Raw genomic sequence first — 21,108 nt, forward strand, 5'->3', positions numbered from 1 at the left:
GCAAAATTCTTTTGCATATCCTCTCCGTTTTTTTATAAAATAGAAGCAATATTAAGAAAATAATTGAGGGAGGTTCATACAGTGGTCAAGGACAGCGAATTCCTCACATTGGTTTTTCAGAGCATTTTAGATGAAATCGATGTTGGCCTGCACGTAGTGGACGAGCATGGTAACACGATCGTTTATAACAATAAAATGATGCAGATTGAAGATATGGAGAAGCATGACGTCCTGAATAAAAACCTGATGGATGTGTTTATGTTTTCAAAACAGCAGGACAGTACGCTGGTACAGGCGCTCCAGGAAGGCAAGACGATTAAAAATGTGAAGCAAAGCTACTTCAATAATAAGGGCCAGGAAATCACGACGATCAATCATACCTATCCCATCGTCCAGGACGGCAAAATCAAGGGTGCCGTTGAAATTGCCAAGGATGTGACAAAGCTAGAACGGCTGATCAGGGAGAATATGAACAAAAAGGGCAGCACCACCTATACGTTTGACAGCATCCTCGGCACCAGTCCGGCCATTCAAGACGTCATCGAAAACGCCAAGCGGGCAACCCGTACGTCATCATCTGTGCTTCTCGCAGGTGAAACCGGCACGGGAAAAGAGCTGTTCGCGCAAAGTATTCATAATGGCAGCGATCGTTCAGGCGGCCCGTTTATTTCGCAAAACTGCGCGGCACTGCCAGACAGCCTTGTGGAAAGCATTTTGTTTGGGACGAAAAAAGGCGCGTTTACGGGCGCAGTCGACCAGCCCGGCCTGTTTGAACAAGCCCATGGCGGCACGCTGCTGTTAGATGAAATCAATTCGTTGAATCTCAGCCTTCAGGCAAAGCTGCTGCGCGCCCTTCAAGAACGAAAAATCAGGCGTATCGGTTCAACAAAGGATACTCCGATTGATGTACGTATTATTGCCACGATGAATGAAGACCCAATTGACGCGATTGCCGGCGAGCGAATGCGGAAGGACTTGTATTACAGGCTGAGTGTCGTGACGCTGATCATCCCGCCGCTCCGGGAACGAAAAGAAGACATTTTGCTTCTCGCATCGGAGTTCATCCAGAAAAACAACCATCTGTTCCAAATGAATGTTGAACACATCAGCGAAGACGTGAAGCAATTTTTTCTTTCTTATGACTGGCCGGGAAATATTCGTGAGCTTGAGCATATGATCGAAGGCGCCATGAATTTCATGACGGACGAGCAAACGATTACGGCCTCCCATCTGCCTTATCAATACCGCATGAAAATCAAGCCTGCTGACATCCCAGAGCCTGAACCAAGACATCAGCCGGCTGCGGACTTAAAAGAAAAAATGGAAAGCTTCGAAAAATATGTGATAGAGAACGTGTTAAGAAAACACGGCCATAACATCTCGAAAGCCGCTCAGGAGCTTGGCATCAGCCGACAAAGCCTTCAATACCGGCTGAAGAAATTTTCTCACTCATCTGACGAATAAGCTGGTGCAGGAAGCCTGATCATAAATACAGTGCCTCTGCCGATTTCACTTTTCACGTCAATTGTCCCATTGTGGCTGTCGATAATCGATTTCGTTATGGCGAGGCCCAATCCCGAACCTCCATATTTCCGGGAGCGGGATGGGTCTGCCCTGTAAAACCGGTCAAACACATGCGGTAAGTGCTCCGGCGCGATGCCTGTGCCGTTGTCCGCTATCATCAGCATAACGCTATCACGGCCTTTTTGCAGTGAGATGGTAATGGCACCGGCTTTCTCTTTTGTATACTGCACCGCGTTATAAACCAAATTCAAAATGACCTGTTTCATCTTATCCCTGTCAAACACCGCTTCAGCATCATCCTCAAGCAGCAGCTGCAGTCTTCTTTCTTTTGCAAGCAGACTGAGCTGCGGCTCCATTTCCCTTATGAGCGCATCGAGATTTCCCCTCTTCATTTCAAAGCTCGGCACCCGATCAATTTTTGCTAAAAACAACAGATCCTCTATCAGCCGAGTGGCTCTCTTCGACTCTTCATACATACTATTCAGCGCCCTATCTCTCTGCTCCGGCTGAAGCGCGGCGCCACGCAGCAGCACTTCGATAAAGCCGTGTATGGACGTTAAAGGCGTTCTCAATTCATGTGAAGCGTCTGATACAAATTGCCGGATGCGCTCCTTCGCTTCTTTTTCTGCTTTAAATGACGTTTCAATCCGCTCCAGCATGCGATTAAACGAAATGGCGAGCGTGTCGATTTCCATTTGTTTTCGATATACAGGAAGCCTTTTATTCAAATTTCCTGCATTGATTTCACCCATCATATGTACCATTTGTGATAACGGTTTAAGCGTATGTCTGACCACTGGCAAGAATGTAAAAAGCCCGAGCAGGAGCGCGACAAGCGAGAGCGTGGAGTAAGTGCTGATTTGCCGGAGCAGTACGTCCTTCAGTGGTTCTGTTAAAGCACTCATTTGAATCACGCCTGCTTCTTTTCCATCGATATTAATAGCCTGAAATACAATCAGCACTTCCTCGCCGGATTCATTTTTCGCGACTCTATAATGCAAAGCCATCGTATCTTTTAATGCCTCATCATATACACTTTTTTTCACTTTCGGCGGCGCTCCCGCATATGGGTCGGTCGACAATACCGTACTGTCTTTTGTTTTCTTATCAATAAAAACAATGGTCACGCCCGGATAAATATAGGCGGGACGGACAGCACCATCTGACTTTTTCAAGCCGCCGGGATGGCTTTTGTATGTTTTAATGTTATTCCAGATGGTCGGCTCCGTCGAATTGATATAACTCTGAATGCTGACAGCCCGGTTTTCATATAATAGGCGTTTTCCATACACATATTGCAAAGCGCCAACAAACACCAATAGAAGAACGAGAATGCATAATGAGCGGCATAAAAGCTGAAAGCGAAGCGTTTTGAATCGTTTTTTCATTCTATATCCACCCGATATCCCGCGCCCCGAACCGTTCGGATCACTTCATGCTTTTTGTCATTCAGCTTTTCCCGCAAGGAACGGATGTACACTTCGACAATATTTTCTTCTCCGTAAAAATCATACCCCCATACTTTATCCAGAATCCTCGCTTTACTGAGCACAAGGCCGTGATTCAGCACCAAAAACTTTAAAAGCTCGTATTCTGTTGCTGAAAGCTTGAGCACCTCTTCCTGATAGCGGATTTCTCTGCGCCGATCATCAATTCGAAACGGACCGAGCGCGACTTCTTCAAACAGGTTGGGAAAGTGATCCCGAATTCTTGCATAGATTCGCGCCAGCAGTTCTTCAAAGCTGAAGGGTTTGATCATATAATCATCAGCGCCCTCTGTCAGCGCTTTTACCCGAACCCCCACCTCATCCTTGGCCGTAAGCATAATAACGGCGGTATGGCCGGTTTTTTTCATCATCCTCGATACTTCCAGTCCATCCATTCCGGGCATCATCACATCCAGGATGGCCACATGCGGCTGAAATGTCTTTACGGTGTTCATCGCTGTCATTCCGTCAGCTGCTGTCTTCACTTCAAAGCCTTCATTTTCAAGGCCCATTGTCAAAAAATCTAATATCGCCGGTTCATCGTCCACGAGCAAAATCTTGATGCCTTTCATCCTATTCATGCTGTGCTCTCTCCTTAGTTGGCATAAACCTCTGATTAGTTTTTTCCCTTCCCCTCCTATTATTCGTTTTTACCTGAAAACAAACTGAATCTTCCCTAAAAATCAGCTGAATTCAGCAAGTTTTCAGCCAGCCCTCATTTGATTTTCAGCTTCAGCCTATACAATTGCCTTAGTTGGTACAGCCAACAATGAAATAAGGAGGAATCTCACATGAATATCACTAAAGTTTTATCAGGAGCTGCACTGGGAACGATTATTTCAATCAGTTCTTTCACTTCTGCTCACGCCGCGGTCATTCAAAAGGATGATACATCAACGAAGGTCGAGACGAAGCAGCAGGCTTCCATCACAATAGCAAAGGCAAAACAGGTTGCGTTGAACAAATGCAAGGGTACTGTTCAAACGGCCCAAATGAAGAAAGTGAACGGCACATACGTATATGTTGTGAAAGTTCTCGGTGAGGACGGCAAACAGCATACGATGAACGTCAACTGCAACAGCGGCAAAGTTGTGAAACATGATGTTCAAAAGAAACAAATCTATATCAGCAAAACAAAAGCCCAATCGATCGCTTTGAAAAACTGCAAAGGTGCGGTTCAATCTTCTGAGCTGAAGCAAGAAAACGGTGTTTACGCTTACGTCGTGAAAGTAATGGGTGAAGACGGAAGCCTTCACACGCTCCATATCAATGGAGAAAACGGCAAAGTCGCAAAACACGAGCAAAAGAAACAAGCACATCTTTCTAAAACAAAAGCGCATCAAATCGCACTCAACAAATGCAAAGGCGCAGTTCAATCTTCTGAACTGAAGAAAGAAAACGGCGCATACATCTACGTTGTCAAAGTGCTTGGCGAAGATGGAAAAACTCATAAAATCCATGTCAACTGTGACAGCGGTAAAATCGTAAAACAAGAAGTGCAAAAGAAAAACGCAGCCGTTACAAAAACAAAAGCACATCAAATTGCACTAAATAAATGCAAAGGCACAGTGAAATCTACTGATTTGAAGAAAGAAAACGGCACATTCGTTTACGTGTTTAAAATCACTGCCCAAAACCACACTGAACATACAGTGAAAGTGAACGCTGAAAACGGAAGCATTTGCAAATAAAATAACTGCTTGCCAGCAGTAAAATAACTGAAATTCAACGTATAACACCAGTCTTGTTTTAACACAAAGTTCTAAGTTCATGTCTACCTTTTTCTAAATACTCTTTTAAACTGAACGTGTGTGACCCGCGTTCAGTTCTTTTTCTAAGGAGGACCTACAAATGAATATGAAAATATGTTCTGCAGCTGCTTTAGGCGCGGTCATTTCAATCAGTTCTTTATCATCCGCACACGCGGCTGTTCTGCATAAAGAAGACACTGCTAAAGTTCAAACCCAGCAGCAGGCTTCTATTACGCTCTCTAAAGCAAAAACTGTCGCTATAAAGAACTGCAAAGGCGCAGTTCAATCAGCACAAATGAAGAAAGCAGATGGCGTTTATGTCTATGTCATTAAAGTGCTCGGTGAGGATGGCAAAATTCATACCTTTAACATTAACCGCAGCAGCGGAAAAATCGTCAAGCATCACGTTGAACATAAACAAGCCGCGATCACAAAAGCAAAAGCACAAAGCATTGCGTTGAACAAATGCAAAGGTACCGTCACATCTTCTGCATTAAAGAAAGAAAATGGCACCTATGTGTACATCATCACCATCACAGCCAGCAACCACACGGTACAAACCATTAAAGTCAATGCAGATAACGGAAGTATTTGCAGCTAACAGCCATTTACTGCTGTTTCACGTGTAACATCCATCTTGTATTTTTCTTCATATTCGATATATCCTTTTCAACTGAACGGGCGTGACCCCCGTTCAGTTTTTTTGCATATCAAAACAGCCTGGCAAACGATGCCAGACTGTTTGATTAACTTCCTAATTGGTCTGCGGACGACAGCTTGATGTCAACAGATTTTTCTTTTCCGCCGCGGTAAAACTTCACCTTCACCCGATCACCGACTTTTTTCTGATAAAGCCGTTTTCGCAGATCAACAATATCATTTACTTTGTATCCGTCAAATTCCGTGATGACATCGAGTTCCTTCAGTCCTGCTTTTCCGGCAGGTGAAAAGGCGTCTACGCCCATCACAACCGCTCCATTGGTGACGTTCTTAGGAAGCTTTAATGTTTCATCCCAATGATAGCTTGCGATATCGCTTAAGGATTTCATCTCAATGCCAAGGAACGGGCGTTTGACCTTTCCGTATCTCTCTAAATCCTCTATCACAGGGATCACGAGCTTAGACGGAATGGACAGGCCAATCCCTTCAACCGCTGACTCGGCAATTTTCATTGAATTGATGCCAATGACCTTACCATCCATATTTAACAAAGCGCCGCCGCTGTTCCCAGGGTTAATGGCCGCATCTGTTTGCAGGACTTCTGCGTTCCAGTCAGGCTGTCCGTCACCGTTTGAATCCACTGGGATCGCCCTCTCCGTACCCGAGATGACGCCTTGTGTGACAGAGCCAGCAAACTCAAGGCCTAACGGGTTCCCGATCGCAATAACCGGCTCCCCAGACTTCACTTTATCTGAATTTCCGAAATCGGCGACTGCTTTAATCTTATCGCTTTTCACCCGTAAAACGGCAAGGTCCATCAGCTGGTCGCTGCCGACAAGATCAGCTGATACACGTGAGCCGTCTTTCAAGCTGATTTCAATTTGGGAAGCGCCTTCGATGACATGATGGTTGGTCACGACATAAGCGGTATGGTCATTTTTCTTATAGATGACGCCAGAGCCGCTCCCAGCCTCGCCGCTCTCTCCCCGTATATCTGATTTTTGGATGTTCACAACACCGACAACGGCGGGCGACACATTGCTGACAATCTTGGTGACCGTATTGTTGACACTGACATTCACCGTCCTGATTGATTCCCGGCCGTTGTTGTTCTGCTGCTGATCTAAAGCGCCTGTATCTAGCCCTTCATTTGAAAGGTACGGCATGATAAACGCCATTAATACGGCACCGACAATCACGCCAATCAGACTTGAAAGAAAATATCCTTTTTTGCTTCTCTTTGGCTGTTCAGGAGTAGTATGTTCTTCCTCACGTTCGTAATCCACCATATTCCATCCTTTCCAAGAACGTTAATATGGTTATATTGTGGGTTAGAAACTCCTAGAATAGTCATGATTTACATAGAAAAATTATACAGCGCAAAGCGGAGTGGCCTTCTTCGGATCGGTATCGTATAAGTCAAAAGTCTCACCCGTCACAAATCCTTTAGAAGCCAATGTCTGCTGCACAGACATTCTTGCCAGCTCCTTCATGTTGTTGTCCTGGCTTAAGTGCGCCAGGTAAATACGGGACGTCTCATCGCCAATGACATCCGTCATCGCCAGGGCAGCATCTTCATTTGAAACGTGCCCGACGTCACTTAAAATCCGCCGCTTAATGCTCCACGGGTATCTTCCCATTTGCAGCATGCCGACATCATGATTGCTTTCAAACACAAACACATTCGCTGAACGGATAATGCCTTTCATCCGGTCGCTGACATATCCCGTATCTGTCATTAACGCGAGCTTTCGGCCGTTATAATGGAATACATAAAACATCGGCTCGGCCGCATCGTGGGAAACGCCAAATGATTCAACATCAAGTCCGCCGAACGATTTGACTGATTCCATCGGAAATACAAATTTTTGATCGGTGTCAATTTTCCCGATTTGATTCTCCATCGCTTTCCAAGTCTTCTCATTCGCATAGATCGGAAGCTTGTACTTTCTGGCGACCACACCAAGGCCCTTAATATGGTCACTATGCTCATGCGTCACAAAAATGCCGTCTACATCATCCAGCTTACGCCCGATCTGCGCCATCAGCCCGTCCATGGCTTTCCCGCTCAAACCGGCGTCCACTAAAAATGCGTGATCCTCTGTTTCAAGGTAAAACGCATTTCCCGTACTCCCGCTCGCAAGTACGCTAAATTGCAAGCTCATGTCTGTCTCACTCCATTATTTTCATTGATCTGTATCTAAAATCGTACTCTCCAAAGCATTCACAGTAAAATACTCTTGTACTGTCTTTTTCTCGCCGTTCACTTTTTTATCGTACTCGACTGTAATTCTCCATACCGGCGCCAGCACCTGCGTACTTGTCAGCGGATATTGTGCTACATAGCCGAATTTACAGCTCTTCACAGTGCTGTATTCTTTTAATTGATTTTGATAGTACAACAGCTCAACCGCATCCATTTCAGTAATTAAGCTTTCTTTCTGGATTTGCTTGAAGGTCTCAAGCGTTGTCTGGTCGTACGACACAACCTCGTTTTTACCGTTTAAGTGCAATACCACTTGCCCGATCATATTAGAGGGATTATCGGTCTTTTGGTAAATATAATGGCCTTCATACGTTTGGAAGAAAATAATTTCTTTCTTCGATTTATCAACCTTCCAAAGCTTATATTTTTCGCCATCTTGAATCTTCGAAGAAACAAGTGCCTGCGCATCGTCTTCGATATTCTTCTTTGACAGGGCGATTGGATTTGCAAACTTCATTTTCAGGCTCGTTACTTTATGATCATCACTAGGCATGTCCATCAAAGGCTTTTGATCCTTCAGCGCCTCAATTTCCTCCTTGGTGAAGGCTTTTTGATTTGCTGTGATCCGATAGCCTTCTGTCGCTTCCTTATTCAAGCCTTCATACGTGATATGATCGGCCCTCATGTCGTGCTCGACATCATTTTTAATGACTTCATATTCCTTGCCGGTAGCCTGCCATTTTTGAAAAAACTGATAGCCTAAGAAAATATCTAAAATGAGGAAGGCAACGATGAAGATTGATTTTGTCTTATTCCACTCCACTGTTAGCCTCCTCCTTTTTCAATAAGTCCTTTGTAATCGGCACAATTTTTCCATTTACTTTCATCGCCCAAACCGGTTCCAGTTCAACGAGAGGATCATCGTTGGTTGATGTGGATACCAATTGATAAGCAAGGAAGATCTGATCAATTTTGTCCGTATCATAAGCGGTTTGTCTCGAAAGCAGCATCTTCACTTCGCTGCCGCTCATCAGCTCTGTTTCACTTGTTTTAATCGGATTCGTTCCGAGACTGTAATTCGGCCGCTTATAGCTGAGAATGTCATCATTCGCCCATTGCACCGTAATCGCCGATGTCGCTCCGAAAGGTTTGGTGGTGCTGTTAATGACCGGGAGCTGATCCATAAAGATATAGAAGCTCAGCTGTTGGCTGTCATTGATACTGAAAAATTGATAGTGATCCGTCCAGCTTCCGGTATCCTCAAGGTATTTTTGGCTCTTTTTGATTAATTCTCCCGTTTGATAGGATGTGCTCTGCACCAAATTGCGCTGCTGGAATTGCACCTGGCGCTGGCTAAGATTCACATCTAAACGGCTGATCCCATCTGTCAGTACATTTCTGTTGTTGTAATTCGAATCTTCCCTTACAATGCTCGGATCGCTAAACAAAGCCTGCTTAAAGGTATTTGTTTTAATCGATTCAGTGACAAATTCTTTTTTGTCCATCGTAAGCGGTTTGTTTGGCAGCAAGAACTCTTTCTTTGAGCCAATGGAGAACAAACTGAACGCCGGCATATTTGATTGCCTGTTTTTCAAGTCGTTCATAATGTTCCGGTAGTTTGCCGACTCAACCGTCACTTCAAGAATGAGCTGTTTGCTGTAAGACACCAAATAGATTTTCTTGTTCGCTTTTGTTTCATTGAACGGGATCAGAATATGATCAAACGAACTGTATTCAAACGACTGATTAGACCATTTAAACAGCGTTTGGAAAATATCAATCGGGATCGTATCGCTGAATTGCAAATCAAGCTTGGCCTCAGAACCGCCTATTCCATAAAACCAGCTCTTGAATCCAGACTTGTCATACTGATCCGAAATATCTTTAATTCCTTTTACATCCCAATGCGGCAAGTCAGACCAGATTTCTTCATAGAGGGCATTGTCATCCACTTTGTAATGAGCGCCGTCATCATGGATAAACATGTCTCGCGGCCTTACCGTTTCAGACAGCTTTTGGGTCGTTTTTTCGATTTTATGTTTCTCACGCACGGTAGACTCTGTTGAGGATGAGCCTTCAGAAAAGTTTGGCTGGAACGTCCATATCCCCCATGTGAAAACAAGACTGATGACGACGAGTACGGTAAGTAATATCGTTTTTATATTTTCACGCTTCATCCCAATCATCCTCTTGTTCCTCTTTATATGGAAGAGTAAATGTAATCGTCGTGCCTTTTCCTTCTATGCTGTCCGCCCAAATATCTCCGCCGTGCGCCTGTACCATTTCCTTGGCAATCGCCAATCCCAGGCCGGTGCCGCCAAGCTTTCTCGTTCTCGCTTTATCCACCCTGTAGAAGCGGTCAAAGACTTTTTCGACATCTTTTTTCGGAATGCCGATCCCTTCATCCTTCACGCTGATATAGAGCAGTTCTTCCTCTTCATTGACATCAATCGAGAACGTGACATGTCCGCCTTCAGGTGAGTATTTTAATGCGTTAGAAATAATATTATCGAGCACCTGCGTAATTTTATCCTGGTCAATCTCGACGTACAGGTTTCTGTCCGGCAGATTGCGGATAAACTCCACATGCTGCTCTTTTGTCATTTCAAAACGGTCAATAATAAGCGACATAAACCGGACAATCTGAATCCATTCCCGGTTAAATTGATAATCCTTACTGTCAAATTTAGACAGCTGAAGCAGATCATTGACAAGCCGAATCATGCGCTCTGTTTCATTTTGCGTCACCATCAAGAAGCGCGGAGCAATGTCTTTATTTTCCCACGCGCCTTCAGCTAACGCTTCTAAATAGCTGCGCATTGTCGTTAAGGGCGTCCGCAGCTCATGTGATACATTCGCAACGAATTCTCTGCGTTCCTGATCCATTTTCTCTTGTTCAGTTACATCATAAATGACAGCGATTAAACCATCAATTTTGCCGTGTTCCCTTTGAATCACAGAGAAATTCACGCGAAGCACCGTTAATTGATCATCGCGCTCAATTTCAAGCAGCATAGAATCCTGCTGCTCCACCAAATCTTCAAAAGTATAATTCTCTTGAAGCCCCAGCAAGCTTGTAATCGGCATTTCTAAAGCTGTTTCACGTGAAACGTTCAATAGCTCCAACGCCGGACTGTTTAGGAGAATAATTGCTCCGTTTCGGTTTGTGGCGATAACGCCGTCTGTCATATAGGCAATAACAGAGGCTAGCTTTCTTCTTTCCCCTTCAGTCATCGCCTGAGCATCTTCAAGTTCTCTCGTTAAGTGGTTAAACGTTGTGGCGAGCTGCCCAATTTCATCATGCCCGTACTTTTTAACCTTCCTTGAGAAATTCCCCTTCGCAAGCTCCATCGCCTGCTTTCGCATATCTGAAAGCGGGTGGGTAATGGTTCTTGCCAGAAAAATACCGAGAAGAGCCGTCAAAACGAGTGCCAAACCTGTGCCGGACGCTAGTATCGTGTTGATTGTCTTCATTTGATTAAAGACATCTTCCATACTCGCGACAACATAGATCGCGCCGACAACCTCTTGGTTTTCAGTCATGACGGGCTTCGCGGAAATAAGAACTCTGATTTTGCTTTTCGGATCATAATATTTTCTTAAATACGACTGTTTGGTAGAAAAAATCCTCTTAAAAATCAGATCGGTCGTTTGTTTCCCTGCCACTTCTTCACCATACGGCTTTGAAGACCCGACCACTTCATAGCTTTTATCTACAAAACTAATTTCCCGAACCTCATCACTTTTCGTGAAATCACTCAGGATACGGCTGACGTCATCCTTTATGACAGTGCTGTCGTTATCGCTCTTATATTCTTGTTCGATATAATAAGAAAGGTTGTCGATTCGCTGATTCAGCGATTGTTCATAAGAGCTGATCAGCGACTTCTCTACCTGATTGACAAAATACACACCAATGATTTGCATAGCAATGATGATCAAAAGCACATAAATCAAGGTAATCTTAAATTGGATCGACCGAAAAAAACCAACCTTATTCATATGGGCATTAGTCCTGTTCTGGGTTTCTCAAGTAATAACCTACACCGCGGCGTGTGACAATCCAATTTGGATGGCTCGGGTTGTCCTCAATTTTTTCACGAAGCCGGCGGACTGTTACGTCAACCGTTCTGACATCGCCGAAGTAATCATAGCCCCAAACGGTTTGAAGCAAATGTTCACGGGTCATCACTTGTCCGATATGTTTTGCTAAATAATGAAGCAATTCGAACTCACGATGAGTCAATTCAATTGTTTCATCTCGTTTTGATACAACGTACGCGTCAGGGAAGATGACGAGAGAGCCGATATGAATCTCATTAGAGGAAGGCTCTTCCTCCGCAGGCGCTGTTGTCAGCTGGCGGCGCAGATTCGCTTTTACACGCGCCAGAAGCTCGCGTGTGCTGAATGGTTTTGTGACATAGTCATCAGCACCGATTTCGAGTCCGATAACCTTGTCAATTTCTGAATCCTTAGCCGTCAGCATAATGATTGGCATATCGTATTTCTTTCTGACTTCACGGCATACTTCAACGCCGTCTTTATTAGGGAGCATAATATCTAAAAGAATTAAATCAGGCTGAAGCTCTTCTACCATTTCAACGGCTTCGTTTCCGTCGTGGGCACAGTGCACCTCATAGCCTTCTTTTCTTAAGTTAAATTCCAATATATCTGCAATCGGTTTTTCATCATCTACTACAAGGATCTTTTTATCCATCATTTTGATTTTCCTCCTGCCGAATGACTTCATTTCATCTATATCACATTCGTTTCATCACTTAAGGCCCATGTAAAGGGTCCTTGTCTATTATAACGGTTTAAGGGCAAAAGATAAAAAAAATAAAGGTTTAGAAAAAAAACACACATTTCACCTTTATCCGCCCATTGTTTATCTTTTGTCATGCTGGTCAACTTTTTTTAAAAAAGATAACTTTATTGAAACCTCCCCTCACCGGAGTGCGTCTTTATCAATGACGTCTTCTTCTTTGAACCGGCCCTAGGGCCGGTTCTCCCTTTTTCTTCTATTATAACATTCCTCATGTTTGCCTTTTTCCTATAAGAAAAAACGCACCTACGATTGCAGATGCGTTTGGTAAGTGGCTCGGGACGGAATCGAACCGCCGACACACGGATTTTCAGTCCGTTGCTCTACCAACTGAGCTACCGAGCCAAATGTTTTATTTTTCTCTACTAAGTAAAGTAAAATGGCGGTCCGGACGGGACTCGAACCCGCGACCTCCTGCGTGACAGGCAGGCATTCTAACCAACTGAACTACCGGACCTTACAGTAATTGCCCGGAGAGCTGTCGTGTCAGCTCTCACAGACAAATAAGGAATTTAGCAATAACGCTAAAGTAAATCAATGACCCGTACGGGATTCGAACCCGTGTTACCGCCGTGAAAGGGCGGTGTCTTAACCGCTTGACCAACGGGCCTTCACGAAATGGTGAGCCATGAAGGACTCGAACCTTCGACCCTCTGATTAAAAGTCAGATGCTCTACCAACTGAGCTAATGGCTCTTAAAGATGTCGGAATTTCTATAGAGCAAACGACTTAGATCTAGTTCTTATCTCGTACTCTATTGAAGCAGTTTCCGTAACAACGAGATTTATAATATCACGAACAAATAGAAGTGGCAATAACTTTTTTGGTTTTTTTTCATATTTTTTTCTCAGACCAACTTATATGCGGGTTTCAAACAAAAAACAAGCCCCTGATATAGGGGCTTGCAGGCATATTCTATTTAGTTCGCACGGTATACACTGCGAAGGACATTTGTTTGTGAGCGGTCTGGACCGACAGAGAAAATAGAAAGCGGAATGCCTGTTAGCTGAGACACACGCTCAAGATAATGGCGCGCATTTTCCGGAAGCTCGCTCAAGCTCTTCGCACCTGTAATATCCTCAGTCCAGCCTGGCATTTCTTCATAAACCGGCTCACATTCAGCAAGTGCTTTAAGACTTGCTGGGAATTCTTCAATGATTTCGCCTTTGTAGCGGTACGCCACACAGATTTTCAACGTTTCAATTCCTGTTAAGACGTCAATTGAGTTCAGAGAAAGATCTGTAATTCCGCTCACACGGCGGGCGTGGCGGACAACGACGCTGTCAAACCAGCCGACGCGGCGCGGGCGGCCTGTTGTTGTTCCATATTCGCGTCCGACTTCACGGATTTGATCACCGATTTCATCTTTCAGCTCAGTCGGGAAAGGACCGTCTCCGACACGAGTCGTATATGCTTTTGATACACCGACAACGTGCTGAATTTTGGTCGGGCCGACACCAGAACCGATCGTGACACCGCCGGCAACCGGGTTAGATGACGTAACAAACGGGTATGTTCCTTGGTCGATATCAAGCATAACCCCTTGTGCGCCTTCAAATAATACACGGCGCCCTTCATCAAGAGCATCGTTTAAAACAACAGATGTATCGCAAACGTATTGTTTGATCTGCTGGCCGTACTCATAATATTCGTCTAAGATATCCTCAATTTTAAACCCTTCTGTCTCGTACATTTTCTCAAGCAGACGGTTTTTTTCTTCGAGATTGCGTTCAAGCTTTTCCGCAAACGCGTCACGGTCTAACAGATCCGCGATGCGAATTCCGATGCGGGCTGCTTTATCCATGTAAGCAGGGCCGATTCCTTTTTTCGTTGTACCGATCTTGTTAGCCCCTTTACGCTCTTCTTCCACTTCATCCAATTTCAAATGATACGGCAGAATGACGTGAGCTCTGTTGCTGATTCTCAGGTTATCTGTACTGACGTTGCGTTCATGAAGATACGCAAGCTCTGTGACTAATGCTTTCGGATCTACAACCATTCCGTTTCCGATGACACACGTTTTATCCTTATAAAAAATTCCAGACGGGATTAAGTGAAGCTTGTATGTGATTCCGTCAAACTTGATTGTATGCCCTGCGTTATTTCCGCCTTGATAACGGGCGATCACTTCTGCATTTTCTGATAGGAAATCTGTGATTTTACCTTTTCCTTCATCGCCCCATTGCGTACCTACTACAACTACTGAAGACATGTCCGTGCACCTCCGTTAACCTTTCAAAACGATTCTATTCAAACAAATCAAGTTTATCAGTGAAGAAACAGAAAGTCAATTGTAAATCCGAACATTAAATTATTGTAAATCTATATTCGTTCGCTTTCATTCGTTTTATAAGCGTTTTCTCACCATTTTGTCATAAAAAGCTTGTGAAACTTTCATCCTTTAGCATGAAAAAGAATTACTTGCCTGATATTCCTTTTGAATTCATAAAAACAACCCGCCAGCCGTCCGGGTCCTCTATCGTCACGCCCCCATTGCTCCAGTACGGATTCTCTGATTCAACCTCTCGATAGCCCATGTGCTTTAGCTTTGAGGTGACCGCTGCCAGTTCCTCTGCATTCGGCACATAAAAAACAAGGAGGCTGTCGGGATGGGGAACGGGGGCAGTGCTTTCCCCTTCATACTGAGTGAATTCCAAATGATAATCGGCATGAGGAAGGCCGAACATGACACCGTCATACCCGTTATGCTGTGAAAATTCTCCTATTCGTTTCAAACCCAGTCCCTCTTCGTAAAAACGAACAATCTCATCAAGCTGGCCTGTAGGACGCGCAATTCGGATTTGTGCTGCATGAAAAGATGTAAAACGGTTTCCCATATTGATACCATCTCCTTTTTGCACCATTTTATTAAAACGCTTTCAAATTTTCATCCGCTGAGCGGACGGTTTTTCTTCCACCTTTCGAACGAAAAAAACCCCAAGATCAGCTCTTGGGGCTTATGCGCTGGGCGGAACGCCTGCGTCATCAAAACGCCGTTCCAGGTTGACGAATTTGTTGTATTCTTTTACGAACGCAAGAGACACGGTTCCTACCGGGCCGTTACGCTGTTTAGCGATAATGATTTCGATAATATTTTTATTCTCGGTTTCTTTGTCATAGTAGTCATCACGATAAAGGAACGCGACAATATCCGCGTCCTGCTCGATACTTCCTGATTCCCGGATATCAGACATCATCGGACGTTTATCCTGACGCTGCTCAACACCCCGGGAAAGCTGAGAAAGCGCGATAACAGGGACTTGCAGCTCCCTGGCAATCGACTTCAGTTCACGGGAAATTTCTGATACTTCCTGCTGACGGTTGTCCTTTGAACGGCCGCTTCCCTGAATCAATTGCAGGTAATCGATCAAAATCATGCCAAGCCCGCTTTCCTGCTTCAAGCGGCGGCACTTGGCGCGGATTTCACTTACCCGAATCCCCGGTGTATCATCGATGTAAATTCCGCTGTTCGACAGGCTTCCCATTGCCATCGTCAGCTTGCCCCAATCCTCTTCAGTCAGGTTACCTGTCCGGAGATTCTGGGCATTGATATTTCCCTCGGCACAGAGCATACGCATAACGAGCTGCTCTGCACCCATCTCAAGACTGAAAATCGCTACGCTCTCATCGGTCTTTGTTGCCACGTTTTGTGCGATGTTCAAGGCAAAGGCAGTTTTCCCCACTGACGGACGGGCAGCCACAATAATCAAGTCGTTGCGCTGGAAACCCGCAGTCATCCGGTCAAGCTCCGTAAAACCTGTTGGAATCCCTGTGATATCCCCTTTTCGATTGTGAAGCTGTTCGATATTATCATAGGTTTGAACAAGGACGTCCTTAATGTTTTGGAAGGCACTCGTATTTTTGCGCTGTGCCACTTCCATAATCGTTTTTTCCGCTTCACTGAGTAAATCCTCGACCTCATCTTCACGGGTATACCCGTCTTGAGCAATCGTTGTCGCGGTTCTGATTAATCGGCGAAGAATCGATTTTTCCTCAACGATTTTCGCGTAATATTCTATGTTAGCCGCTGTCGGCACCGAGTTTGCGATATCTGTCAGATATGAAATGCCGCCTACTTCTTCCAGCAGGTCTGTGTTCGCAAGCTCTGAAGTTACCGTCACCAGATCAACCGGCTCACCTCGGTCACCGAGCACCAGCATCGCATTATAGATTTTTTGGTGGGACATTCTATAAAAATCATCTGGAATCAATACTTCTGAAGCCAGTGTTAAAGCAGACGGCTGTAAAAAAATAGCGCCTAACACGGCTTGTTCGGCTTCTATATTTTGCGGAGGAAGCCGATCATTCAGAAGGTCTGTCATGCTAAGCACCGTCCTCTCATTAAAAAATCTCCAACCTCCATTCTACCATTTCTACAGAAAAAAAATAGAAAAATTGTCTGTTTCCTGTTTTTTTCAGTTAGCAGATTGGATCGTTTTGGACAGTAACAAGGCGGGAAAAATGCAATAAAACATAAGGGAGGAATGAAAGATGATTAAAAAATACGCGATTACACCGAATGTTGATGCGGATGGCTGGTTTATTGAGGTGGAGAATGTGGCGCCGACAGCTTTGTATACGTCTAAAGACGCCGCCATTGAAAAGGCCAAACAGGTGGCTAAGGAAAACAGTCCGGCAAAGCTTGTCATTTATGACCAGTTTAAAAATGTGGAAGAGGAACTCTCATTTTAGTGAATGAAAGCCTTCGCTGCAGCGAGGGTTTTTTAGCGGTTATCGGTTTATTTCATCCATTGAATGCCTATGTCCATCATCAAATCTGCCGCTTTTTGATACAGATCCCACTCCTCGAGCGAAGCAAATTTTCCCATCAGCTCCTGAAGCTTTAGCCTCACTGCTAAGTATTCTTCGAATGTGACAGCTTTTTCAGTGTCTATTTGGTGTTCCTTCAGCATTTGTTTTAATAAGGACAACGGTGCGTGCATAAGAGCCCTCCTTACCTCATTTATAACGGGCATTTTTCGATTGCTCTATTCCTTTGTTACATCTTCTTACATTTCACATCTGATTCTTGTACAATGGACAGAAGAGAGGAGGGATCTTTTGTGAGACCTTTGCAAATTTCTGCTGAAACTGCACAAAAGCTTGCAGAGTCCTTGAATCTGCCGCTTGAACAGATTATGCATATGCCTCAGCATATTCTGCTGGCCAAAATGGCTGAATTGCAAAAAGAGGACAAATCATAGCCTTCATTCACATACTTGCTTACCTGTTTCGGGATAATATGATGTATATGTTAGAAAAAAGGAGTAACTGCTTTGCCACATCCACAAAATAAAAAAATCCAATCATTTTGGCTGATCGCCGGCATTATCTTTATCGCCTTTAACTTACGGCCCGCGATCACTTCAGTCGGTCCGGTCATCAGCTCTATCCGGGCAGAGCTGCACATGTCCAATGGGGCAGCCGGGTTTTTGACCGCACTGCCGCTGCTTTCATTTGCAGTTCTTTCTCCGCTTGCGCCTAAGCTCGGACAGCGCCTCGGAAATGAGCGAACCTTATGGCTAGGTCTCGTGGTACTGTTGATCGGTGTTTTGACTCGTTCTACCGGCTATACTGCCGCTTTGTTTTTTGGAACGGCACTAATCGGAGTCGGAATCGCGATTGGAAATGTACTTTTGCCAAGCTTAATCAAACATAAATACCCTGAAAAGCCAGGGCTCATGATCAGCCTGTATACGACATCAATGAATATATTCGCTGCGTTGGCATCAGGTGTCAGTGTTCCTTTAGCGACCCAGATGGATGGCGGATGGAAACAGGCCTTTCTCTTATGGGGCGGGCTGGCTTTACTTGCATTGCTGATCTGGATACCCCAGCTGCGCCATCGGGATACAGCAAACAAGGCAGTGAAGCTTCAAAACAGTTCCATTTGGGCTTCCAAAATGGCATGGTATGTCACCATCTTTATGGGACTGCAATCGTTTTTATTTTACAGCAGTATCGCTTGGTTTCCTGAAATTCTCCGTTCACATGGGATTGATACGGCAACAGCCGGGTGGATGGTATCACTTATGCAATTTGCGAGTCTGCCTTCCACTTTTCTGACACCGGTTTTAGCTGATCGTGTGAAACAGCAGCGCGGTATCGTTGCGGCGCTGGCCTCAGTTTATCTAATCGGCCTCTGCGGATTATTAGCGGGCGGCAGCCATACATTGCTTGCCATCTGGATGATCATTATCGGTATCGGGCAAGGCTCCAGCATTAGTCTGGCGCTCACTTTGATTGGCCTCCGTAGCGAAAATGCCCAGCAGGCCGCTGCGCTTTCAGGCATGTCTCAGTCATTCGGCTACCTGCTGGCAGCAGTCGGGCCAATCTTTGTCGGCTATCTCTTTGACCAGACGCATTCATGGACGATGCCGATTGTGCTTCTCATTGCTGCCCTGATCATAATGGGGGCAGCCGGACAGGGAGCCGGACGAGATCGATACATTTTTCAGTCAGCAAAACAAAGAAATTCAGCATAAAAGCGGGGAAGATATCTCCGCTTTTTTCTTTGAATATTTATGATTTATTCATAGGTTTTTCATATTTGTTTTTTACAATGAGACACTATAAAGAGGTGAAAAACGATGAAAACCAAACGATTCGACGCAGCTCTTATTCTTATTTTGCTTACAGCAGCTTTTCTGAATATGTATAACATTTGGCAGGATGACACAGCGAACCAGTACTATTTGGCTGCTGTGAAAAGCATGACGCAAAGCTTCCACAATTTCTTCTATGCGTCATTTGACCCTTCCGGATTTGTCACAGTGGATAAGCCGCCTGTTGTGTTATGGGTTCAAACGATTTTCGCACTGATTTTCGGCGTTCACACGTGGAGTGTGATCCTTCCTCAGGCTCTCGCCGGAGTTGGATCTGTATTCCTTCTCTACAGAATGATTAAGCCGACTTTTGGAGTTGGAGCGGCCCGCATTGCCGCACTTGTCATGGCACTGACCCCTATTGCAGCAGCTGTCAGCCGGACAAACAATATTGACAGCATGCTTGTCTTTACCTTATTGCTCGGTTCAGCTTGCCTGCTTAAGGCAGTAAAACAAGGCAAGCTGGTTTGGCTGCTGACGGCATTTGCCCTAATTGGGCTCGCCTTTAATATGAAGATGATGCAAGCATTTATGGTCTTGCCTGCATTTGTGATATTCTACCTGATTGCTTCCCGGGTTGCTCTGAAGAAAAAAATCGGATCTCTGATTCTGTCTCTTGTCCTTCTCACAGGCCTCTCCCTCTCATGGGCGGTTGCAGTGGATTCGATCTCACCCTCCAGCCGGCCTTATGTCGGAAGCAGCCAGACCAACTCCGTGTTAGAACTGGCCTTTGGCTACAACGGCACCGAGCGACTGCTTGGGCAAACTACGGGCCTGGCAAAGGGTGATATGAATGCTGCTGGCGGAGGGAACATGCAGAATCAAGACAACATGCAAGCGCCAAATGGTAACGGTTCATCTTTTTCTCAGAACGGAAATCAATCATTCGGAAACCATTCACAAGCGCCTCAGCCGCCTAACGGACAAACCGGCGCTTCCAATGGAGGCGGAGGCACACCTCCCACAGGCGGCAACGGACCTGGAAATGGAGGGCCTGGCGGTGGCGGCGGAAAAAGCATGAATATGTTCGGCACCGGTGATGCTGGACCGCTCCGTCTCTTCCAATCGGCACTTTCCGGCCAAATCAGCTGGATGCTTCCATTCGCATTGATCGGATTGCTAGGTGGAATCGTCAGCTGGTATCGTGATCGCCGCGGACAGGCTGCTGAAATGAAAGAAACGCTATTCTGGACGGCATGGCTCGTTCCTGTGGCTGGTTTCTTCAGCATCGCGGGATTCTTCCACCAGTATTACTTGATTATGCTGGCACCGCCGATTGCCGCGCTTTCTGGAATCGGCTGGCATTCGATGTACCGCTTATACAAAAACAATAAAGACTGGTCCAGCTATCTTCTGCCAGCAGCCGTTCTGATCACAGCCGCGTTCCAGGTGTATATCTTGAGTGCTTATACAAGCCAAATCGGCAGTGTATGGATGTACGTACTGGGACTCTCAGGACTCGGGATCACCCTTGCACTTCTGATGCTTAAACGCAATCATCCGTTCAGTAAGCAGCTGACTATCCTCAGCTTGTGCATTCTGCTGCTCACACCAATATATTGGTCAGCAACGCCGCTTCTATACGGAGGCAACAGCGTCCTTCCTGAATCCGGCCCGCAGCTCAAAAGCTCGGCAAACGGCGGAAACATGTTCTCTTCAGAGGTCGACAGCGGGCTCCTGTCCTATCTGAGAAAGCACAATACTGGCGAAGAATATTTATTTGCCACTTTGACAACCGTAACAGCTGCGCCATACATCATTAACGAAAATGAGTCTGTTATGGCAATGGGTGGGTTTAACGGCACGGATCCCATTCTGACTGTGTCCGAACTGAAAAAACTAATCAAAGAAGGCAAAGTGAAATACTTTCTTCTCTCAGAAAACAACTCAGGCAACAGCGAACTTGTTTCCTGGATTAAGAAAAACGGAAAAGAAATATCGTCTGAAGAGTACAGCAGTTCCTCCAACAGCACAAACAGCACTCAGCAAGGCATGATGAGAGGAGGACCTGGCGGAGAAAGCCAGCAAACTCTTTATCTCGTGGAATAAA

Annotated in this window: 19 protein-coding genes, 4 tRNA genes and 1 pseudogene; 7 read left to right on the forward strand and 17 right to left on the reverse strand. The window is 45.2% G+C overall.

The genetic code is table 11. The features are described 5' to 3' along the window. Positions 1-81: 81 nt before the first annotated feature. The gene (rocR, locus tag JQX68_RS20730) at positions 82-1,464 is read left to right on the forward strand and encodes an arginine utilization regulatory protein RocR (RefSeq protein ID WP_014666083.1); all 1,383 of its coding nucleotides are present in this window, start codon (positions 82-84) and stop codon (positions 1,462-1,464) included. On the opposite strand, the gene JQX68_RS20735 is transcribed toward rocR, so the two are convergent. Both JQX68_RS20735 and JQX68_RS20740 read right to left on the reverse strand, forming a co-directional pair. After that, positions 1,446-2,912: a sensor histidine kinase gene (locus JQX68_RS20735; RefSeq protein WP_205440443.1), complete on the reverse strand. Its 1,467-nt coding sequence runs from the start codon at positions 2,910-2,912 to the stop codon at positions 1,446-1,448. The genes rocR and JQX68_RS20735 overlap by 19 nt on opposite strands. Then, entirely contained in the window at positions 2,909-3,592 is a 684-nt protein-coding gene (locus JQX68_RS20740) for a response regulator transcription factor (RefSeq protein ID WP_014666085.1), read from the reverse strand. The genes JQX68_RS20735 and JQX68_RS20740 overlap by 4 nt, the downstream gene beginning before the upstream one ends. A gap of 210 nt (positions 3,593-3,802) precedes the next feature. On the opposite strand from JQX68_RS20740, the gene JQX68_RS20745 reads away from it, so the two are divergent. Beyond that, complete coding sequence (locus JQX68_RS20745) at positions 3,803-4,702, forward strand: PepSY domain-containing protein (protein WP_136654018.1); 900 nt, start codon at positions 3,803-3,805, stop codon at positions 4,700-4,702. Positions 4,703-4,862: 160 nt separating this feature from the next. After that, positions 4,863-5,363, forward strand: coding sequence for a PepSY domain-containing protein (locus tag JQX68_RS20750; protein WP_147772770.1), 501 nt, complete (start codon positions 4,863-4,865; stop codon positions 5,361-5,363). Here the strand turns inward: JQX68_RS20750 and JQX68_RS20755 are convergent. The 14 genes and pseudogenes from JQX68_RS20755 to dnaB all read right to left on the reverse strand — a co-directional run bounded on the left by JQX68_RS20755 (position 5,360) and on the right by dnaB (position 16,775). Further along, positions 5,360-5,489 (reverse strand): annotated as a pseudogene (locus JQX68_RS20755) (hypothetical protein). The gene JQX68_RS20750 and the pseudogene JQX68_RS20755 sit on opposite strands and share 4 nt — an antisense overlap. A gap of 19 nt (positions 5,490-5,508) precedes the next feature. Continuing rightward, entirely contained in the window at positions 5,509-6,711 is a 1,203-nt protein-coding gene (gene htrC / locus JQX68_RS20760; protein WP_014666088.1) for a serine protease HtrC, read from the reverse strand. Between the two features lie 81 nt (positions 6,712-6,792). Beyond that, the gene (locus tag JQX68_RS20765; RefSeq protein WP_014666089.1) at positions 6,793-7,587 is read right to left on the reverse strand and encodes an MBL fold metallo-hydrolase; all 795 of its coding nucleotides are present in this window, start codon (positions 7,585-7,587) and stop codon (positions 6,793-6,795) included. A 21-nt stretch (positions 7,588-7,608) separates the two neighbouring features. Then, positions 7,609-8,451: a WalRK two-component regulatory system regulator WalI gene (walI, locus tag JQX68_RS20770; RefSeq protein ID WP_014666090.1), complete on the reverse strand. Its 843-nt coding sequence runs from the start codon at positions 8,449-8,451 to the stop codon at positions 7,609-7,611. Continuing rightward, the gene (gene walH / locus JQX68_RS20775) at positions 8,438-9,805 is read right to left on the reverse strand and encodes a WalRK two-component regulatory system regulator WalH (protein ID WP_014666091.1); all 1,368 of its coding nucleotides are present in this window, start codon (positions 9,803-9,805) and stop codon (positions 8,438-8,440) included. The genes walI and walH overlap by 14 nt, the downstream gene beginning before the upstream one ends. Next, positions 9,795-11,630 carry a cell wall metabolism sensor histidine kinase WalK gene (gene walK, locus JQX68_RS20780; protein ID WP_014666092.1) on the reverse strand — a complete coding sequence of 612 codons (1,836 nt, stop codon included), beginning with the start codon at positions 11,628-11,630 and terminating at the stop codon, positions 9,795-9,797. The genes walH and walK overlap by 11 nt, the downstream gene beginning before the upstream one ends. 7 nt (positions 11,631-11,637) lie before the next feature. After that, positions 11,638-12,345 (reverse strand): cell wall metabolism DNA-binding response regulator WalR, encoded by a 708-nt coding sequence (gene walR / locus JQX68_RS20785; RefSeq protein WP_003244363.1) that lies wholly within the window; start codon positions 12,343-12,345, stop codon positions 11,638-11,640. 380 nt (positions 12,346-12,725) lie between these two features. After that, positions 12,726-12,798 (reverse strand) — tRNA-Phe (locus tag JQX68_RS20790). Between the two features lie 35 nt (positions 12,799-12,833). Next, positions 12,834-12,910: transfer RNA gene (locus JQX68_RS20795), tRNA-Asp, on the reverse strand. An 81-nt stretch (positions 12,911-12,991) separates the two neighbouring features. Continuing rightward, positions 12,992-13,063: transfer RNA gene (locus tag JQX68_RS20800), tRNA-Glu, on the reverse strand. 9 nt (positions 13,064-13,072) lie between these two features. After that, a tRNA-Lys gene (locus JQX68_RS20805) sits at positions 13,073-13,148 on the reverse strand. A 224-nt stretch (positions 13,149-13,372) separates the two neighbouring features. Continuing rightward, complete coding sequence (purA, locus tag JQX68_RS20810; protein WP_014666093.1) at positions 13,373-14,665, reverse strand: adenylosuccinate synthase; 1,293 nt, start codon at positions 14,663-14,665, stop codon at positions 13,373-13,375. Between the two features lie 205 nt (positions 14,666-14,870). After that, positions 14,871-15,290 (reverse strand): VOC family protein, encoded by a 420-nt coding sequence (locus JQX68_RS20815; RefSeq protein ID WP_040081174.1) that lies wholly within the window; start codon positions 15,288-15,290, stop codon positions 14,871-14,873. Between the two features lie 120 nt (positions 15,291-15,410). After that, positions 15,411-16,775: a replicative DNA helicase gene (dnaB, locus tag JQX68_RS20820; protein ID WP_205440444.1), complete on the reverse strand. Its 1,365-nt coding sequence runs from the start codon at positions 16,773-16,775 to the stop codon at positions 15,411-15,413. A 169-nt stretch (positions 16,776-16,944) separates the two neighbouring features. Here dnaB and JQX68_RS20825 point away from each other — a divergent pair, with 169 nt between their 5' ends. Then, entirely contained in the window at positions 16,945-17,145 is a 201-nt protein-coding gene (locus JQX68_RS20825; protein ID WP_014666095.1) for a DUF2188 domain-containing protein, read from the forward strand. Between the two features lie 47 nt (positions 17,146-17,192). Here JQX68_RS20825 and JQX68_RS20830 read toward each other — a convergent pair whose 3' ends face one another. Next, positions 17,193-17,396, reverse strand: a complete 204-nt coding sequence (locus JQX68_RS20830; protein ID WP_014666096.1) for a hypothetical protein — start codon at positions 17,394-17,396, stop codon at positions 17,193-17,195. A 120-nt stretch (positions 17,397-17,516) separates the two neighbouring features. On the opposite strand from JQX68_RS20830, the gene JQX68_RS20835 reads away from it, so the two are divergent. The 3 genes from JQX68_RS20835 (at position 17,517) to JQX68_RS20845 (ending at position 21,107) form a co-directional block, all read left to right on the forward strand. Then, a complete protein-coding gene (locus tag JQX68_RS20835) occupies positions 17,517-17,657 on the forward strand; it encodes a YycC family protein (protein WP_003242786.1) in 141 nt (46 codons plus the stop codon). Between the two features lie 72 nt (positions 17,658-17,729). Then, the gene (locus JQX68_RS20840; RefSeq protein WP_147772774.1) at positions 17,730-18,938 is read left to right on the forward strand and encodes a CynX/NimT family MFS transporter; all 1,209 of its coding nucleotides are present in this window, start codon (positions 17,730-17,732) and stop codon (positions 18,936-18,938) included. A gap of 105 nt (positions 18,939-19,043) precedes the next feature. Beyond that, positions 19,044-21,107 (forward strand): ArnT family glycosyltransferase, encoded by a 2,064-nt coding sequence (locus JQX68_RS20845; RefSeq protein WP_205440445.1) that lies wholly within the window; start codon positions 19,044-19,046, stop codon positions 21,105-21,107. The last annotated feature ends 1 nt before the right edge of the window (position 21,108 follow it).

Source organism: Bacillus sp. LJBS06 (genome assembly GCF_016924995.1).
GTDB lineage: Bacteria > Bacillota > Bacilli > Bacillales > Bacillaceae > Bacillus > Bacillus stercoris.

Bases quoted from the DNA above. Each gene is read 5' to 3' on its own strand.
- JQX68_RS20735 (WP_205440443.1), bottom strand. From the start codon at position 2,912: ATGAAAAAACGATTCAAAACGCTTCGCTTTCAGCTTTTATGCCGCTCA.
- JQX68_RS20740 (WP_014666085.1), bottom strand. From the start codon at position 3,592: ATGAATAGGATGAAAGGCATCAAGATTTTGCTCGTGGACGATGAACCG.
- JQX68_RS20745 (WP_136654018.1), top strand. From the start codon at position 3,803: ATGAATATCACTAAAGTTTTATCAGGAGCTGCACTGGGAACGATTATT.
- JQX68_RS20750 (WP_147772770.1), top strand. From the start codon at position 4,863: ATGAATATGAAAATATGTTCTGCAGCTGCTTTAGGCGCGGTCATTTCA.
- htrC (WP_014666088.1), bottom strand. From the start codon at position 6,711: ATGGTGGATTACGAACGTGAGGAAGAACATACTACTCCTGAACAGCCA.
- JQX68_RS20765 (WP_014666089.1), bottom strand. From the start codon at position 7,587: ATGAGCTTGCAATTTAGCGTACTTGCGAGCGGGAGTACGGGAAATGCG.
- walH (WP_014666091.1), bottom strand. From the start codon at position 9,805: ATGAAGCGTGAAAATATAAAAACGATATTACTTACCGTACTCGTCGTC.
- walK (WP_014666092.1), bottom strand. From the start codon at position 11,630: ATGAATAAGGTTGGTTTTTTTCGGTCGATCCAATTTAAGATTACCTTG.
- walR (WP_003244363.1), bottom strand. From the start codon at position 12,345: ATGGATAAAAAGATCCTTGTAGTAGATGATGAAAAACCGATTGCAGAT.
- purA (WP_014666093.1), bottom strand. From the start codon at position 14,665: ATGTCTTCAGTAGTTGTAGTAGGTACGCAATGGGGCGATGAAGGAAAA.
- JQX68_RS20815 (WP_040081174.1), bottom strand. From the start codon at position 15,290: ATGGGAAACCGTTTTACATCTTTTCATGCAGCACAAATCCGAATTGCG.
- dnaB (WP_205440444.1), bottom strand. From the start codon at position 16,775: ATGACAGACCTTCTGAATGATCGGCTTCCTCCGCAAAATATAGAAGCC.
- JQX68_RS20825 (WP_014666095.1), top strand. From the start codon at position 16,945: ATGATTAAAAAATACGCGATTACACCGAATGTTGATGCGGATGGCTGG.
- JQX68_RS20830 (WP_014666096.1), bottom strand. From the start codon at position 17,396: ATGCACGCACCGTTGTCCTTATTAAAACAAATGCTGAAGGAACACCAA.
- JQX68_RS20845 (WP_205440445.1), top strand. From the start codon at position 19,044: ATGAAAACCAAACGATTCGACGCAGCTCTTATTCTTATTTTGCTTACA.